General features: G+C 69.4%; 14 protein-coding genes. 8 read left to right on the top strand and 6 right to left on the bottom strand.

What is annotated here, in order from left to right:
• The 6 genes from QZX79_RS13960 to QZX79_RS13985 all read right to left on the bottom strand — a co-directional run.
• Positions 1 to 573 (bottom strand): citrate/2-methylcitrate synthase (locus QZX79_RS13960; RefSeq protein ID WP_294569060.1); only part of this gene is annotated, 573 nt, incomplete at its 3' end.
• Positions 574 to 616: 43 nt separating this feature from the next.
• Entirely contained in the window at positions 617 to 1,522 is a 906-nt protein-coding gene (gene prpB, locus QZX79_RS13965; RefSeq protein WP_294569062.1) for a methylisocitrate lyase, read from the bottom strand.
• Positions 1,523 to 1,531: 9 nt separating this feature from the next.
• Positions 1,532 to 3,049: an MmgE/PrpD family protein gene (locus QZX79_RS13970; protein ID WP_294569064.1), complete on the bottom strand. Its 1,518-nt coding sequence runs from the start codon at positions 3,047 to 3,049 to the stop codon at positions 1,532 to 1,534.
• A gap of 18 nt (positions 3,050 to 3,067) precedes the next feature.
• The gene (locus QZX79_RS13975; RefSeq protein WP_294569066.1) at positions 3,068 to 3,718 is read right to left on the bottom strand and encodes a GntR family transcriptional regulator; all 651 of its coding nucleotides are present in this window, start codon (positions 3,716 to 3,718) and stop codon (positions 3,068 to 3,070) included.
• A gap of 127 nt (positions 3,719 to 3,845) precedes the next feature.
• A complete protein-coding gene (locus QZX79_RS13980; protein ID WP_294569067.1) occupies positions 3,846 to 4,562 on the bottom strand; it encodes a response regulator in 717 nt (238 codons plus the stop codon).
• A complete protein-coding gene (locus QZX79_RS13985; RefSeq protein ID WP_294569070.1) occupies positions 4,562 to 6,211 on the bottom strand; it encodes a sensor histidine kinase in 1,650 nt (549 codons plus the stop codon). Before QZX79_RS13985 ends, QZX79_RS13980 begins: the two co-directional genes overlap by 1 nt.
• A gap of 207 nt (positions 6,212 to 6,418) precedes the next feature.
• On the opposite strand from QZX79_RS13985, the gene QZX79_RS13990 reads away from it, so the two are divergent.
• The 8 genes from QZX79_RS13990 to der all read left to right on the top strand — a co-directional run bounded on the left by QZX79_RS13990 (position 6,419) and on the right by der (position 15,570).
• On the top strand, positions 6,419 to 7,834 hold the full coding sequence (locus QZX79_RS13990; RefSeq protein WP_294569072.1) for a cation:dicarboxylate symporter family transporter: 1,416 nt from the start codon (positions 6,419 to 6,421) through the stop codon (positions 7,832 to 7,834).
• 270 nt (positions 7,835 to 8,104) lie between these two features.
• Positions 8,105 to 8,989, top strand: a complete 885-nt coding sequence (locus tag QZX79_RS13995) for a ParA family protein (RefSeq protein WP_133404887.1) — start codon at positions 8,105 to 8,107, stop codon at positions 8,987 to 8,989.
• Positions 8,990 to 9,001: 12 nt separating this feature from the next.
• Positions 9,002 to 9,922 (top strand): ScpA family protein, encoded by a 921-nt coding sequence (locus QZX79_RS14000; RefSeq protein WP_294569075.1) that lies wholly within the window; start codon positions 9,002 to 9,004, stop codon positions 9,920 to 9,922.
• Between the two features lie 319 nt (positions 9,923 to 10,241).
• Positions 10,242 to 10,817, top strand: coding sequence for an SMC-Scp complex subunit ScpB (scpB, locus tag QZX79_RS14005; RefSeq protein ID WP_294569102.1), 576 nt, complete (start codon positions 10,242 to 10,244; stop codon positions 10,815 to 10,817).
• Between the two features lie 24 nt (positions 10,818 to 10,841).
• Positions 10,842 to 12,176, top strand: coding sequence for a pseudouridine synthase (locus tag QZX79_RS14010; protein WP_294569077.1), 1,335 nt, complete (start codon positions 10,842 to 10,844; stop codon positions 12,174 to 12,176).
• 3 nt (positions 12,177 to 12,179) lie between these two features.
• A complete protein-coding gene (locus tag QZX79_RS14015; RefSeq protein WP_294569078.1) occupies positions 12,180 to 13,295 on the top strand; it encodes a prephenate dehydrogenase in 1,116 nt (371 codons plus the stop codon).
• Complete coding sequence (gene cmk / locus QZX79_RS14020) at positions 13,292 to 13,993, top strand: (d)CMP kinase (RefSeq protein ID WP_294569080.1); 702 nt, start codon at positions 13,292 to 13,294, stop codon at positions 13,991 to 13,993. Before QZX79_RS14015 ends, cmk begins: the two co-directional genes overlap by 4 nt.
• Positions 13,994 to 14,022: 29 nt before the next feature.
• Positions 14,023 to 15,570: a ribosome biogenesis GTPase Der gene (der, locus tag QZX79_RS14025; protein ID WP_294569082.1), complete on the top strand. Its 1,548-nt coding sequence runs from the start codon at positions 14,023 to 14,025 to the stop codon at positions 15,568 to 15,570.
• Positions 15,571 to 15,629: the final 59 nt, after the last annotated feature.

Raw genomic sequence — 15,629 nt, forward strand, 5'->3', positions numbered from 1 at the left:
GAGCACCATCGAGATATTGAAGGCCTCGACGACCTCCGGCGGTGCCTCCTCGCCGAAGGTCATCCACAGGAAGTTCGCGGCGTACCCGAGGTCCTCCCGCGGCTCCACCACGTCGAGGCCGCGGCGGCGCCGCTGGTCATAGGCGACGACGGCGGGGAAGGCGGCGAACAGCGCGGCCGCCTTCTCGAGGTTCGCCGGGCGGGAGTTGTCCCCGGCCAGCGGGTGCCCGGCGCCGAGCACCGACACCGCGGTCCGCCCGACATCCATCGGGTGGCTCGTCAGGGGCAGCAGGTCGATCACCTGACGGACGTTCCCGGGCAGGGCCCGGCCGGCACGCTCAAGCGCGGTGAATTCGGCCAGTTCCTCCTCGCCGGGCAGTTCGCCGTGCCACAGCAGCCACGCCACCTCCTCGAAGGAGCATCGAGCGGCAAGCTCCTGGACCGGGTACCCGCGGTACAGCAGGGAGTTGGTCTCCGGGTTCACCTTCGAGACGGAGGTGTAGTCGACAGTCACCCCGGCCAGGCCCTTGTGGATCTCGGGTGCGGCCGGGGGAGCTGGCTGGGTGCTGGTCAAATCGAACTCCTTCGGTGGAAACACGGTGCCGGCGGAAGGTCCGCTAGCGCCCGTCGGGAACCTGGAAATTGAAGACTGACGTATCAAACCTGTTGTAGCCCTCGTAGTCCACCAGTTCGTACAGGCGGGCCCGGGTCTGCATCTCCGGGACCGCCTGCTGCTGGGTGCCGTTGGCCCGGATGGAGTCCAGCGTACGCTCCGCGGCGCCCATGGCACTGCGCAGCAAGGTGACAGGATAGATAACAATATTGACCCCGGCGTCGTGGAGCTGGTCGGTGGTGAACAGCTCGCTCTTGCCGAACTCGGTCATGTTGGCAAGGATCGGCACCTCCACTGCCGCCCGGATGGCTCGAAACTCCTCGAGGTCGCGCATGGCCTCCGGGAAGATCGCGTCTGCGCCGGCGTCGACGAGCGCCCGGGCACGGTCCTGGGCGGCGCGCAGCGAGTCGGTGCCGCGGATGTCGGTGCGGGCCATAACCAGGAAGTTCGGGTCGCGGCGTGCGTCGACCGCCGCGCGGATCCGCTTCGCGGCGGTGTCGAGATCCACGACCTGCTTCCCGTCGAGGTGCCCGCACCGCTTGGGGTTGAACTGGTCCTCGATGTGGCAGCCGGCCAGGCCGGCGTTCTCGAGTTCCTGCACCGTGCGGGCGACGTTCATCGGCTCCCCGAAGCCGGTGTCGGCGTCGACGATCGAGGGGAGGTCTGTCATCCGGGCAATCTGCCCGGCCCGCTGCGCCACCTCGGTGAGGGTGGTGAGGCCGATATCGGGCAGGCCAAGGTCGGCGGCGAGCACCGCCCCGGAGATATAGACGCCGTGGAACCCCTTGTCCTCGATCAGGCGGGCCGAGAGCGGGTTGAAGGCACCGGGGAACTGCTGCAGGGCGCTGGAGGCGAGCCCGGCACGCAGCGCGGCCCGCTTCGATTCGGGGGTGGTGGCTGAATACAGCATGGTGTCCTCCTAGAACAGGCCGCCGCGGACCGCGGCGGTGTCGATCAGGCCGGGGCGGGCCCGGAGGTTCAGCGAGGAAAGCGAGCCGGCGGGAAGCTCGGGCAGGCGCCCGACGACGTCCAGGAACCGCTCGACCTCCGTGTCCTCGGCCACGCCGGCCGCCAGGGTGCGGAACTTCTCGATGTACTGCGCCCGGCCGAACGGGCGGGCGCCGAGCGGGTGGGCATCGGCTACGGCGATCTCGTCGGTGACCACCCGCCCGTCGGCCAGCGTGATGTCGACGCGTCCGCCGAAGGCCTTCTCCGTGATGTCGAGGGAGTGGTAGCGGCGGGTCCACTCGGGGTCTTCGGTCGTCTCGACCTTCCGCCACAGCTCGACGGTGTCGGGCCGCTTGGCGCGCTCCGGGGCGTACGAGTGCTCGTGGTGCCACGCGCCGTCCTGCAGTGCCACGGCGAAGATGTACGGGATGGAGTGATCGAGGGTCTCCCGGGAGGCCGAGGGGTCGTACTTCTGCGGGTCGTTGGCCCCCGACCCGATGACGTAGTGGGTGTGGTGGGAGGTGGAGAGCAGAATCCCGCGCACGTTCGCCGGGTTGAGCAGCTCCGGATGGGCCGCGTGCAGGCGCCGTGCCAGGTCGATCCAGGCCTGCGCCTGGTATTCGGCCGAATGTTCCTTGGTGTAGGTGTCGAGGATGGCCCGCTTCGGCTCGCCGGGGGCGGGCAGGGGCACCTCGTAGCGGGCCTCGGGCCCGTCGAGCAGCCAGGCGATCACGCCGTCCTCGCCCTCATAGATGGGGGTCGGGGAGGTCTGGCCGCGCATGGCACGGTCCACGGCCTCGATGGCCATCTTCCCGGCGAAGGCCGGTGCGTAGGCCTTCCAGGTCGAGATCTCGCCCTTACGGGACTGCCGGGTGGCCGTGGTGGTGTGAAGGGCCTGCCCGACGGCGTGGAAGATGGTGTCCGGATCGAGGCCTAGCAGGGTGCCGAGCCCCGCAGCGGCCGAGGGGCCAAGGTGGGCGACGTGGTCGATCTTGTGCCGGTGCAGGCTGATGGCCTTCACGAGGTCGACCTGGATCTCGTAGCCGGTCACGATGCCGCGCAGGAGCGCCTCCCCCGAGGCCCCGGTGTGCTGGGCCGCGGCCAGCAGCGGAGGGATGTTGTCGCCGGGGTGGGAGTAATCGGCGGCGAGGAACGTGTCGTGGTAGTCGAGCTCACGCACCGCCACCCCGTTGGCCCAGGCGGCCCACTCGGGGGAGGTGAGGGCGTCAACCCCGAAGACCGAGGACCCGCGGCCCGATGCGGGAGCGCTGTGGCTCGCCGCCTGCGCACGGGCAGCGCTCACCGGCGCCCGGGTGAGGGAGGCGAGTGCCACCGAGGCGTTGTCGATGATCCGGTTGATCACCATGTCGGCGGCCTCAGGAGTGACGGCGACCGGATCGGACGCGACCTGCGCGATCCGGTAGGCCAGCTGGTCCTCCCGGGGCAGGTTTTCCTCGCTGCGGTGGACTCGAACGGGGTGGAGCTCCATGGTGCTTCCTTTCGGGGTTCAGGCGTCGAGCGGTCCGGGGACCGAGGCCTGGAGGTGGTGGAGGCTGTTGGAAAGGTGGATGGTCACGGCGGCCGCGGCGAGTTCGGGATTCCCCCGGGCGACCGCCTCGGCGATCTGGCGGTGTTCGCCGGCGGAAGCGAGCAGCCGGTCCGGGTTGTCGCGGGCCAGGCGGCGGGCGCGCACGAGGTGGGTCCGGAGCTGGCGCTGGGCCTGCACCAGGTACGGGTTGGCGGCGGCTTCGTCGATGGCGGCGTCAAGCTCGGCGACCAGGCCGTAATAGGCGTGCTGGTCGGTGCCGCCGGAGGAGATCAGGGCGCCCGCGGCCTCGAAGCGTTCGGCCAGGGCATCGAACGCCGCGCGGTCGCCCCGGGCCGCGGCGAGGCGGGCCGCTGCACATTCAAGGGGGAGGCGGACCTCGAAGAGGTCGGCGACGCCGGCCAGTGACACCGCGGTCACGACCACGCCCCGCCCTGAGTGTGCCGCCGTCAGCCCCTCGGCCACGAGCCGGGAGAGGGCCTCACGGAGCGGGGTACGTGAAATGCCCAGCCGGCTGGCCTGCTCAACCTCGGCCAGCAGGGTGCCGGGGGGAAGACGCCACTCGAGGATGTCAGCGCGCAGCGACCCGTAGGCCCTGTCACTTGCGCGCATCGGAATCCTCCCGGAAGGCTGGGTGCTGGTTGCACCCCTGCGCTCAATGTATACAGCGGGGGTGTCGATCCGCAAGAAGGCCGGCGGTTAATCGGCCGATCGGACCTTTCTGTATACATAGGTCGGCCTATCGGGCCCACCGGTATTCGAACTCCGGCCGCCCCCGGGTGCCGTACCTGGGGCTGCGCCGGACGGACTGGCCGTCGGCGAGGTACTCGAGGTACCGGCGGGCCGTCACCCGCGACAGATCGAGGGTGGATGCCACCTCGGCGGCGGAGACCGGTTCCTCGAGCGTCTTCAGCTGCCCGATAATGGCACGCAGGGTGTCTTCCGAGAGGCCCTTGGGCAGGCTGGCCGGGGCCGCCGGGCGCAGGGAGGCGAAGGCCTGGTCCACCTCCGACTGGGTGGTGGAGGCCGCCTGGCCGATGAGGTTGAGGCGGAACTCCCGGTAGGCCCCGAGCTTGTTGGAGAACGCCGAGTAGGTGAACGGTTTGATGAGGTACTGGACGATCCCCGCCGAGATGGCCGAGCGGACCACCTGCAGCTCCCGCACCGCGGTGATCGCGATGACGTCGGTCGGCAGGCCCAGCCCGCGCACCCGGCGGAGGAGGTCGAGCCCATGGGCATCGGGCAGGTTCATGTCGAGCAGGATCAGGTCGATGCCCGCCGGACCCGCCTGGGTGCCGGCGCCTCCGGCGGAGGCGGCGGAGAGCAGCGCCATGGCTTCGGCGCCCGAACGGGCCACGCCGGCCAGGGCGAAGCCGTCGAGGCGCCGGACATACTCGGCGTGGGCGTCGGCGGCAATGGGGTCATCCTCGACCACGAGGACGCGGATCGGTTCCATCAGGTGCCGGCCCGATCAGCGGAGGCGGAGGCCCCGGGCGGGACGGCCGGGAGGAAGACCGAGAACCGGGCCCCGCCGTCGTGGTCCGCGTCGTTGTCCACCTCGAGGGTTCCGCCGAGGCGCAGCACGGCCTGGCGCACGAGGGCCAGGCCGATGCCGCGGCTGCGGGCCGCCGGGTCCTTGGTGCTGAAGCCCAGCTCGAAGATGCGGGAGCGCTCGGCGGCGGTGAGGCCCGGGCCGCTGTCCTGGACGACGATCCCGACGCCGGCGCGGCCCGCCCCGGGGTGGCTGAGGGTGAGGCGGACCCGGCGCCGTTCGGAGGGCGCGGCCGCATCGAAGGCATTGTCGAGCAGGTTCCCGATGATCGTGATCAGGTCGCCAGGGTCGATGCCCTGCGAGTCCACCGGCCCGTCGACGCTCAGGCTCAGTTCCACGCCGCGCTCATTGGCCTGCGCCGCCTTGCCGACGAGGAGGGCGGCGATGAACGGCTCGTCGACCGCCCCGACGACGGAATCGGTGAGCTGCTGGGACTGCTGGAGGTCGCGGGTGGCGAACTCGAGGGCCTCCGCCTGCCGGTCGAGTTCGATGAGGGACACGATGGTGTGCAGCCGATTGGAGTGCTCGTGGGTCTGGGCCCGCAGGGCGTCGGTCAGTGTGCGCATGGTCTGCAGTTCACCGGTCAGGGATTCGATCTCGGTGTGGTCGCGCAGCGTGGTGACGGTGCCCAGGGGCTGGGTTCCCGCAGTGTCCCTGCTGGTCGGCGGCACCGCAGGCTCCTGGTTGACCACAAGCACCCTGTTGTCGGTGACGTGGACCTCGTCGATGGCCTGCCGGCCGCTGGCCAGCAGGTCCCGCAGCGATCCGGGCACCTCGAGCTGCGCCGCAGGCACCGGTGCCTGCGGCCGGGGTTCGGGAAGGTGCAGCAGGTGTGCGGCCTGGTCGTTGTAGAGCACGAGCCGGCCCCGGCCGTCGGTCAGCAGCAGCCCCTCACGCACCGAGTGGAGCACCGAGTCGTAAAACACGAACATGCGCGCGAGCTCGTCGGTGCCCAGCCCCAGCGTCGCCGTTTGGAGCCGCCGGCTGAGCAGATAGGACACGATGGAGCCGAAGAGGAGGGAGGCGGCCGCGATCAGCCCCACCACCGGAAGCTGGGCATTCCGGGCGATCGCCACCCGGTCGACGGTGACTCCCGCCGCGACCATCGCGACCACCGTGCCGTCGGGGTCCTGCACCGGGGCGATGGCCCGCACGGAGGGGCCCAAGGTTCCCGTGAAGGTTTCGGTGTGGCTGCGGCCCGCCAGCGCCTGGTCCACCGACCCGATGTAGCTCTGGCCGATCTGTGCGGGGTTCCGGTGGGTGAACCGGGTGCGGTCCGGTGCCATGATCGTGATGAAGTCGATGCGCAGCTCATCCATGAGCGAGACGGCGTAGGGCTGGAGGACCTCGGTGGGGTCCGCCCGGCCGACGCCGTCGAGCACTGCCGGATCCTGGGCGAGGGTCGAGGCCACGGCCAGCATGCGCTCCGCCGCGGAGTCGTGGGCATCGCGTGCGGCATCCATGTAGAGCACGAAGGAAAGGCACGTCGTCAGGATCGCGATGAACACAAGCTGTCCGACGAAAAGCTGCCGTGCGAGACTCCATCGCTTCACTGCGGAACCAGACTCCTTCCAGGCACCGTCCGAGTCTAGTGCCGGAGGCCGCGACCAGTATGAACGCAAGAGTGACGCCTGTCACGTCGTGGCTCAGGCTGGGGTGGACAGATTTCCATGGACGGCCACCCGGCCCGACAGCCCGACGGCGGAGAATGGCCTCCCGGACGGTAGCGGCAGGGCGCCGGACCGAACCAGGAGAACCTCATGGCAACGGCGACATCAAGTCCCAGCGGCGAATCAGCGGCGCCGCGCAAGCCGGTCGACAAGACCCATTTCCTCTACATCGCCGTCATCGCGGCGGTGCTGCTCGGCGCGGTCGTCGGCCTCGCGGCCCCCGAGCTCGCGGTGAAGCTGAAGCCCCTGGGCACCGGCTTCATCGCGCTGATCAAGATGATGATCGCCCCGATCATCTTCTGCACCATCGTGCTGGGCATCGGCTCCATCGCCAAGGCGGCCACGGTCGGTAAGGTGGGCGGCCTGGCGCTCGGGTACTTCCTGCTGATGTCGACCTTCGCCCTGGCCATTGGCCTGGTCGTGGGCAACCTCATCGATCCGGGCGACGGGCTCGACCTCTCCGGCGCCTCCTATGAGGGCGCACCGGCGGCGGAGGAAGACTCCGGAACCGTTGGCTTCCTGCTGGGAATCATCCCTCCGACGCTGCTTGCCTCCCTCACCGGCGAAAGCATCCTGCAGACCCTGTTCGTCGCGCTCCTCGTGGGCTTTGCCCTGCAGAAGATGGGTGCCGCCGGCAAGCCGGTGCTGCGGGGCATCGGCCACATCCAGGCCCTGGTGTTCCGGATCCTCATCATGATCATGTGGCTCGCACCCATTGGGGCCTTCGGCGCCATCGCGGCGGTCGTCGGCGAGACCGGCGTCCAGGCCATTGTCAGCATGTTCACCCTCATGATCGCCTTCTACATCACCTGCATCCTCTTCATCGTCATCATCCTCGGCGGCCTGCTCAAGGTGGCCACCGGCGTGAACATCTTCAAGCTCATGCGCTACCTCGGCCGCGAGTACCTGCTGATCTTCTCGACCTCGTCCTCGGAGGCTGCCCTGCCCCGCCTGATCGCCAAGATGGAACACCTCGGCGTGTCCCGGCCCGTGGTCGGGGTGACCGTGCCGACCGGCTACTCCTTCAACCTCGACGGCACCGCGATCTACCTCACCATGGCGTCGCTTTTCGTCGCCGAGGCCCTGGGCATGCCCCTGGCCCTGGGTGAGCAGATCTCCCTGCTGATCTTCATGATCATCGCCTCCAAGGGCGCCGCCGGCGTCACCGGTGCGGGCCTCGCAACCCTCGCCGGCGGGCTCCAGTCGCACGCACCCCAGCTGGTTGACGGCGTCGGGCTGATTGTCGGCATCGACCGCTTCATGTCGGAGGCGCGCGCCCTCACAAACTTCACCGGCAATGCGGTGGCCACGGTGCTCATCGGGACCTGGACTCGGGAGATCAACCGCACCCGGGTCGATGAGGTGCTCGAGAAGCGGCTGCCCTTCGATGAGGCGACGATGAACGCCAACCCCCATGCATTCGATGACGGGGACGACGTCGAGGACGGCGTGGCCGCCGTGACCGCGCACGCGGCCGCCGGCTCCCCGGCCTCCACCGGCAGGTAGAACCGGCAGGCAGCACGGAGCGGTACTACCGCTCCGGCCGCCGGCGGTGCAGTTGTCGACCAACAGCAGGCAGGCCCGTCCCTCCGGGGCGGGCCTGCCTGCTGTCGAGAGGAGGCCCGACACCGCAACTTTCGACCTCAGGTTGAACCTCAAGGCTCGCGCCCCGCCGGGGTCCTCGTGCACCGGGGGCGTGCCGGCCGGTTGTAACGTTGACCAAAGGATTAGCTCAAAAGCAAACGTAGAGATACAAACGGAAGCGTGGAGAAATACGTGAGTAGCGAACAGGGTTCCACAACTCTGCAGAACGCCACCCCTGAACTAGGGCCGACCGGACGTCCGGTGACCTTATTTCCCGAGCCGGCGGTCCTCGATTCCCACGGCCCCGCCCGCATCATCGCCATGGTGAACCAGAAGGGCGGTGTCGGCAAGACGACGTCCACCATCAACCTCGGTGCCGCGCTCGCCGAGGCCGGCCGGCGCGTGCTCCTCGTCGACTTCGACCCGCAGGGCGCGCTGTCCGCAGGGCTCGGCACCAATCCGCATGAACTCGACGTCACGGTGTACAACGTCCTCATGGACCGCAAGGTCGACATCCGGGACGCCATCCACGCGACCGCCTTCGACAATGTCGACCTGCTGCCGGCGAACATCGACCTGTCCGCGGCCGAGGTCCAGCTGGTCAACGAGGTCGCCCGCGAACAGGTGCTCGACCGGGCCCTGCGCAAGGTCTCCGACGACTACGACGTCATCCTGATCGACTGCCAGCCCTCGCTCGGACTGCTCACGGTCAACGCGCTGACCGCCGCCCACGGCGTCATCATTCCGCTGATCTGCGAATTCTTCGCCCTGCGCGCTGTCGCGCTGCTCGTTGAGACCATCGAGAAGGTCCAGGACCGGCTCAACCCGCGGCTGCAGGTCGACGGGGTCCTCGCGACCATGTACGACGCGCGGACCCTCCACAGCCGGGAGGTCATCGCGCGGCTCGTGGAGGCCTTCGGCGAGAAGGTCTTCGAGACAGTGATCAAGCGCACCATCAAGTTCGCCGATGCCACGGTGGCCGCCGAGCCGATCACCACCTATGCGGGCAACCACCCGGGGGCCGACGCCTACCGCAGGCTCGCCAAGGAACTGATCGCCCGGGGCGGCGCGCCCTGATGATTCCCCGCCATGGGCAGCACGGCTGAGGGCGTGCACCCTCCGCCGCTGACGGCGGGGACCCCGGAGAATCTGCCAGCGGCAGGAAAAGCGGTCTTCGAGGTCCGCCTGACCAACTTCTCCGGCCCCTTCGATCTCCTGCTGGGTCTGATCAGCAAACGGGAGCTCGACATTACGGAGATCGCCCTCGCCGAGGTCACCGACGAGTTCATCTCCCATATCCGCAGGATGCAGGCCGAGCACGGTTCCTGGGCGCTGGACGAGGCAAGCGAGTTCCTCGTTGTCGCCGCGACGCTCCTCGACCTCAAGGCGGCACGGCTCCTGCCGTGCGGCGAGGTGGAGGACGACGAGGACATTGCGCTGCTTGAGGCCCGCGACCTGCTGTTCGCGCGCCTGCTCCAGTACCGGGCGTTCAAGGAGATTTCGCGCCAGCTCGCCGAACGGTTCGAGGTCGAAGGGGAGAGGTACCCCCGGGACACCCCGCTGGAGCCGGCCTTCACGGCGCTGCTTCCCGACCTGATCTGGACCACCACGGCGGAGGACCTCGCTGCGCTGGCTGCCGCTGCGCTGCAACCCCGGGAGACCGTTCCGGAGGGCGTGCGGGTAGACCACCTCCACGGATCGGCCGTCAGCATCCGGGAGCAGGCGGGCCTGCTCGAGGCACACCTGCGGAACGCCGGATCGCTGTCCTTCGGGGAGCTCACCGCCGACGCCGCGGAGACCCTCGTGGTCGTGGTGCGGTTCCTCGCCCTCCTGGAGATGTTCCGAGACGGGGTGGTGTCCTTCGACCAGGACGAGCCGCTGGGGGAGCTGCGCATCCGCTGGTCGGGCGGTGATGAGCCCTTCCCCGCTGACAGCATCGGGGCTGACTACGGCGCGGACTACGGACCGGAGTCAGTGGGGCCCGGTACCGTGGATTTGACGCTGCAGTGAGTCGAGTGCCCGCGAGGGTGCAGAACCACCTGGGCCAGGAGCCAGCAGACCCGGAGTCAGCAGACCTGGAGTCAGCAGACCAGCAGCCCTCGGGCCTGGAGCCAGCAGACCTGGGGGCACCGGGCCTGGTGCCCCTCGGCCGCGCGCCGGTGACGCCATCGCACCCGGCGCCCGGGGCGGCTCCGCCGCCGGCCAACGCGGGGGAGAGCACGACACGAAAGGACATCCAGTGACCGGTACCGATCTCGACGAGGCCGCACCCACCGGAGCAGAAGCCGCTGCGGCCGAGCCCTTTTCGGCCGCCGAACAGCCCGGTGGACTGAAGGCCGCCCTCGAGGCGGTGCTTATGGTCGTTGAGAATCCCGTGACCGAACAGGAACTCGCACAGGCGCTCGCCGTGGGCGTCGAGGAGGTTCGGGCGATGCTCGTGAACCTCCAGCAGGAGTACGACGGTTATACTGGGAAGGGCCCGAAGAGTGCCGATGATCCTCAACCCCGTGGTTTTGAGCTGCGCAACGTCGGCGGCGGGTGGCGCATCTACTCCCGGAGCTGGTTCGCTCCGGTGGTTTCGGCCTTCGTTCTGGGCGGCCAGTCATCACGGCTTTCCCAGGCCGCGCTGGAGACCCTGGCGGTCATTGCCTACCGCCAGCCCGTATCGCGGGCACGGGTTTCGGCGATCCGTGCGGTGAACGTCGATTCGGTGGTGCGCACGTTGACCCAGCGGGCGTTGATCGCCGCCGTCGGAACCGACCCGGAGACCGGGGCAGTCCTCTATGGGACCACCCCGCATTTTCTGGAAAGATTAGGACTCGGCAGCGTAGCCGAGCTGCCGCGGCTTTCGCCCCACCTGCCCGGCCTCGAAAACCTTGGGGACTATGAAGATACAACTTACTGAAAACGCTGACCAGAAGGACTCTTAATGACACAGGCGCCAGGATCCGGCTCCGGACGGAACGACGCTCGACGTGGCGGCAGGTCCACTGGTAGGCCAACCGGCGGTACGGGCCGCGGACGCACCGGCGGCGGTTACGAGCGCTCAGGAGGCGCCGGCCGCCCCCAGCGTGACGACCGCCCCCAGCGTGACGACCGCGCCGAGCGCCCCCAGCGTGACGACCGCCCCCAGCGCGCGGGGGCGGGAGCCGGGCGCGGACGCTCCACCGAGGGCCGCCACGCCGCAGGGCGTCCCGCCCAGGGCCGTCCCACGGGGGAGCGTTCGGGCCGTCCCGCCGGTGACGCACGCGGTGCGGGCCGTCCCACGGGGGAGCGTTCGGGCCGTCCCGCCGGAGATGCACGCGGTGCGGGCCGTCCGGGGGAGGCGCGGCGCGATTCCGGCTACCGGGGCACCGGAAACCCCGCCGCGGACCGGTACGCGGCCAAGAAGTCGGGCGCCGGAAAGCCTCGACAGAAGCCATCGGGTCCCCGTGCGTTCGGTGGAGAGCGCTTCGGCAAGGATCTGGGCCCGGTACGCCGTCCCAAGGCCGCCCGCACCACCCGTCCCGCCGACGAACTCGACATGCACAACCCCGACGGCGTGCGGTTGCAGAAGGTGATGGCTTCGGCAGGGGTCGCCTCCCGCCGCGTCTGCGAGGAAATGATCCTCGACGGCAGGGTCGAGGTCGACGGCACCATCGTGCGCGAACTCGGTGTCCGGGTGGTCCCGTCCGAGGTGTCGATCCACGTCGACGGCATGCGCCTGCAGCTCAACGAGGACCTGAAGTACTACGTCTTCAACAAGCCGCGCGGCGTCATCTCCACCATGGAGGACCCCGAGGGACGCCCGAGCATCGGGAACTTCCTGAAGAACAAGAACAAGAACGAGCGGTTGTTCCACGTCGGCCGGCTCGACGCCGAAACCGAGGGACTCCTGCTCCTCACCAACGACGGCGAGCTCACCAACCGGCTCACCCATCCGTCCTACGAAGTGCCCAAGACGTACTACGTGCAGGTCCGCGGCCCGATGGGCCCGGGCATCGGCGCCCAGATGAAGGAAGGCATCGAGCTTGAGGACGGCATCTCCAAGGTCGACTCCTTCAAGCTCATCGACTCCACGCCCGGACACATCCTCGTCGAGGTCGTGCTGCACTCGGGGAAGAACCGCGTGGTACGCCGCCTGTTCGACGCCGTCGGGCACCCCGTGGAGCGACTCGTCCGCACCCAGATCGGCCCGATCCGCCTGAACGACCAGCGGCAGGGAAGCATCCGTGTTCTGGGCCGCCAGGAGGTCGGCCACCTCCTTGCATCGGTAGGCCTCTAGCGGATGGAACCTGCAAGGGACAACGGAACGCATCTTGCCGGTCCGGTGCTGGTCATCGGCACGGGTCTGCTCGGGGCGAGCATCGGCCTCAGGCTCCGCGCCCGCGGGGTCGAGGTCGCGCTCTCGGACATCTCGCCGTCCACCCAGGCAGTCGCCGTTGATATCGGCGCCGGGCGTGCCCTCGGAGATGCCTCCGGGTTCGCGCCCGAACTCGTCGTCGTAGCGGCCCCGCCCGACGTGGCCGCGGTGCTCGCCGCCTCGGCCCTCGCCGACTACCCCGGCGCCGTCGTCGTCGATATCGCGAGCGTCAAGTCGGCCGTCCTGCAGGGGATCGAGGCAGAGGTAAGCGATCCGGCGTTCCTTGAGCGCTACGTCGGCACCCATCCCATGGCCGGCCGGGAACGCTCCGGCCCCGTGGCCGCCACCGCGGAGCTGTTCACCGGCATGCCCTGGGTCCTGTGCCCGGGCCCGGCCAGTTCGCCCACCGCGGTGCGCTGCGCCGAAGCCCTCGCCGTGGACCTCGGAGCCGTGCCGGCGCGCATGTCCCCGGAGGAGCACGACGAGACGGTTGCCCTGATCTCCCACCTTCCGCAGGTGCTCTCCTCCCTCGTCGCCAGCCGGCTCGCCGACACCCCCGCACATTCCCTTGCCCTCGCCGGCAACGGGCTCCGGGACGTGACGCGCATCGCCGCCAGCGACCCCCGCCTGTGGGTGCAGATCCTCTCGGCGAACGCCGAGAAGCTCGTGCGGATCCTGTACGGCGTGCGGGAGGACCTCAACCGGCTGATCGGCACCCTTGAGAACCCCGTGGCCGCCGGCGCGCGCCTTGACATGGCGCAGCTGATGGCCGAAGGCAACGCCGGCCAGGCACGCATCCCGGGCAAGCACGGCACGCCGCCGGGCTCCTTCGCCCGGCTTACGGTGCTCGTCGAGGACGTGCCGGGCCAAATCGCCCGTCTCCTCACCGAAATCGGCGACATTGGCGTCAACATCGAGGACCTGCGCCTTGAGCACTCACCCGGCCGCCAGGTCGGCATGGCAGAGGTCTGGGTTGTCCCCGGCCGTCGAAACGAGCTGGCGGAGTCACTGACCGGCCGCGGCTGGAAGGTCGTCCAATGAGCGAATCCACGATCCACTCCCACTTCCGGCTCGGGAAGTCGCTGGTGGTGGCCATCGACGGACCGTCCGGTTCGGGCAAGTCGAGCGTCAGCCGTGAGGCCGCACGCCGGCTCCACGCCGCCTACCTCGACACCGGGGCCATGTACCGCGCGGTGACGCTTCACTGCCTGTCCACCGGGATCGACCTCAAGGACGCCGCCGCGGTCGAGCACGCAGCACGGGCCATCGAGCTGTACATCAGCACCAGCCCGGACCGCGAGCTGGTCACCCTGGGCGGCGTGGATGTCACCACGGCGATCCGTGAACCCCGGGTCTCCAAGGCCGTCAGCGCCGTGGCGACGACCCTCGGCGCACGGGCCGAACTGATCCGCCGCCAGCGGGCGCTGATCGCCGGTGCCGGGCACCGGATCGTCGCCGAGGGCAGGGACATCACCACCGTCGTCGCCCCGGACGCCGAGGTCCGGATCCTGCTCACGGCCAGCGAATCGGCACGCCTGCGGCGGCGCGGTGACCAGCTCGGCGGAACCCAGTCCTCGTCCCAGCTGCAGCAGCAGGTGCTCGAACGGGACGCCAAGGATTCGACAGTCGTCAATTTCCAGCAGGCCGCCGACGGGGTCGTAACCGTCGACTCGTCCGAGCTCGACTTCGAGCAGACGGTCGAAGCCGTCCTGGACGTCGTCCACACCGTCGCCCACTAGCAGTCCAGACTGAATTAAGGAAAACACTCATGAGCGGGAACCTCTCGCCCCAGGACCCCACCGGGCCCGACACTGATTTCGAACCGACCGGCGACGACCAGATCGCCGAACACCTCGACGCGCTAGATGACGCCGAAGCCGAGGTGCGCGCGGCCTCGCTGCGCGCCGGGCTGGCCGACTACGAGCTCGACGAAGAGGACGCCGCGCTGCTCGCCCAGGGGGACGAGGAGTACGACGACGACGCCGAACAGCGCCTCAACCCGGTGCTCGCGATCGTCGGCCGGCCCAACGTCGGCAAGTCCACGCTGGTCAACCGCATCCTCGGCCGCCGCGAGGCGGTCGTTGAGGACACCCCCGGCGTGACCCGCGACCGGGTGTCCTACCCGGCCCAGTGGAACGGGCGGAACTTCACCCTCGTCGACACCGGCGGGTGGGAGGTCGACGCCAAGGGCATCGCGGCGCGCGTCGCCGACCAGGCCGAGATCGCCGTCGACATGGCCGACGCCGTGCTGCTCGTCGTCGACGCCACCGTGGGCGCCACGGCCACCGACGAGGCGGTCGTGAAGATGCTCCGCCGGAAGAAGAAGCCGGTCATCCTCGTCGCCAACAAGGTCGACGACATCCAGAACGAGGCGGACGCCTCCTTCCTGTGGGGCCTCGGCTTCGGTCAGCCCTGGCCCGTCTCGGCCCTGCACGGCAGGGGCACGGCCGACATGCTCGACCAGGTCATCGAGATCCTGCCCGAATTCTCCGAACACGGCGGCATCGAACGCACGGGCGGCCCCCGCAGGGTGGCCCTGATCGGCCGGCCCAACGTCGGCAAGTCATCCCTCCTGAACAAGCTCGCCGGCACGGACCGCGTCGTGGTGGACCCGCTGGCGGGCACCACCCGCGACCCGGTCGACGAGATGATCGAACTCGGCGGGCGCACCTGGCGCTTCGTCGACACCGCCGGCATCCGGCGCCGCGTGCACATGCAGCAGGGTGCCGACTTCTACGCCTCCCTGCGCACGCAGTCGGCGCTGGAGGAGGCCGAGGTCGCCGTCGTGCTGCTGGCCGTCGACGAGGTCCTCAGCGAGCAGGACGTCCGCGTCCTGAATATGACGATCGAATCCGGCCGGGCGCTGGTCCTTGCCTTCAACAAGTGGGACCTGCTCGACGACGAGCGCCGCCGGTACCTCGAGCGCGAAATCGAGCAGGACCTCGCGCACGTCGACTGGGCGCCGCGGGTGAACATCTCGGCACTGACCGGCTGGCACAAGGACCGCCTGGTACCGGCCCTCGACACCGCGCTGGAGTCCTGGGACCGCCGCATCCCCACAGGGCGGCTCAATGCGTTCCTGGGCGAGCTCGTGGCCGCCCACCCGCACCCGGTGCGCGGGGGCAAGCAGCCGCGTATCCTCTTCGGCACGCAGGCCTCGAGCCGGCCGCCCAAGTTCGTGCTCTTCACCACAGGCTTCCTCGACCCCGGGTACCGGCGCTTCATCACCCGCCGCCTGCGCGAAACCTTTGGTTTCGAGGGGACACCCATCGAGGTCAGCATGCGCGTGAGGGAAAAGCGGGGACGCAAACGCTGACCATTGTCCGGAGCCTCCCGGAAAATGCTGTACAGTAATTGAGGTGGTTTGACCGGCTG

The organism is uncultured Arthrobacter sp. (genome assembly GCF_902805515.1).
Classification (GTDB): domain Bacteria; phylum Actinomycetota; class Actinomycetes; order Actinomycetales; family Micrococcaceae; genus Arthrobacter_D.

Bases quoted from the DNA above. Each gene is read 5' to 3' on its own strand.
- prpB (WP_294569062.1), bottom strand. From the start codon at position 1,522: ATGCTGTATTCAGCCACCACCCCCGAATCGAAGCGGGCCGCGCTGCGT.
- QZX79_RS13970 (WP_294569064.1), bottom strand. From the start codon at position 3,049: ATGGAGCTCCACCCCGTTCGAGTCCACCGCAGCGAGGAAAACCTGCCC.
- QZX79_RS13975 (WP_294569066.1), bottom strand. From the start codon at position 3,718: ATGCGCGCAAGTGACAGGGCCTACGGGTCGCTGCGCGCTGACATCCTC.
- QZX79_RS13980 (WP_294569067.1), bottom strand. From the start codon at position 4,562: ATGGAACCGATCCGCGTCCTCGTGGTCGAGGATGACCCCATTGCCGCC.
- QZX79_RS13990 (WP_294569072.1), top strand. From the start codon at position 6,419: ATGGCAACGGCGACATCAAGTCCCAGCGGCGAATCAGCGGCGCCGCGC.
- QZX79_RS14000 (WP_294569075.1), top strand. From the start codon at position 9,002: ATGGGCAGCACGGCTGAGGGCGTGCACCCTCCGCCGCTGACGGCGGGG.
- QZX79_RS14010 (WP_294569077.1), top strand. From the start codon at position 10,842: ATGACACAGGCGCCAGGATCCGGCTCCGGACGGAACGACGCTCGACGT.
- QZX79_RS14015 (WP_294569078.1), top strand. From the start codon at position 12,180: ATGGAACCTGCAAGGGACAACGGAACGCATCTTGCCGGTCCGGTGCTG.
- cmk (WP_294569080.1), top strand. From the start codon at position 13,292: ATGAGCGAATCCACGATCCACTCCCACTTCCGGCTCGGGAAGTCGCTG.
- der (WP_294569082.1), top strand. From the start codon at position 14,023: ATGAGCGGGAACCTCTCGCCCCAGGACCCCACCGGGCCCGACACTGAT.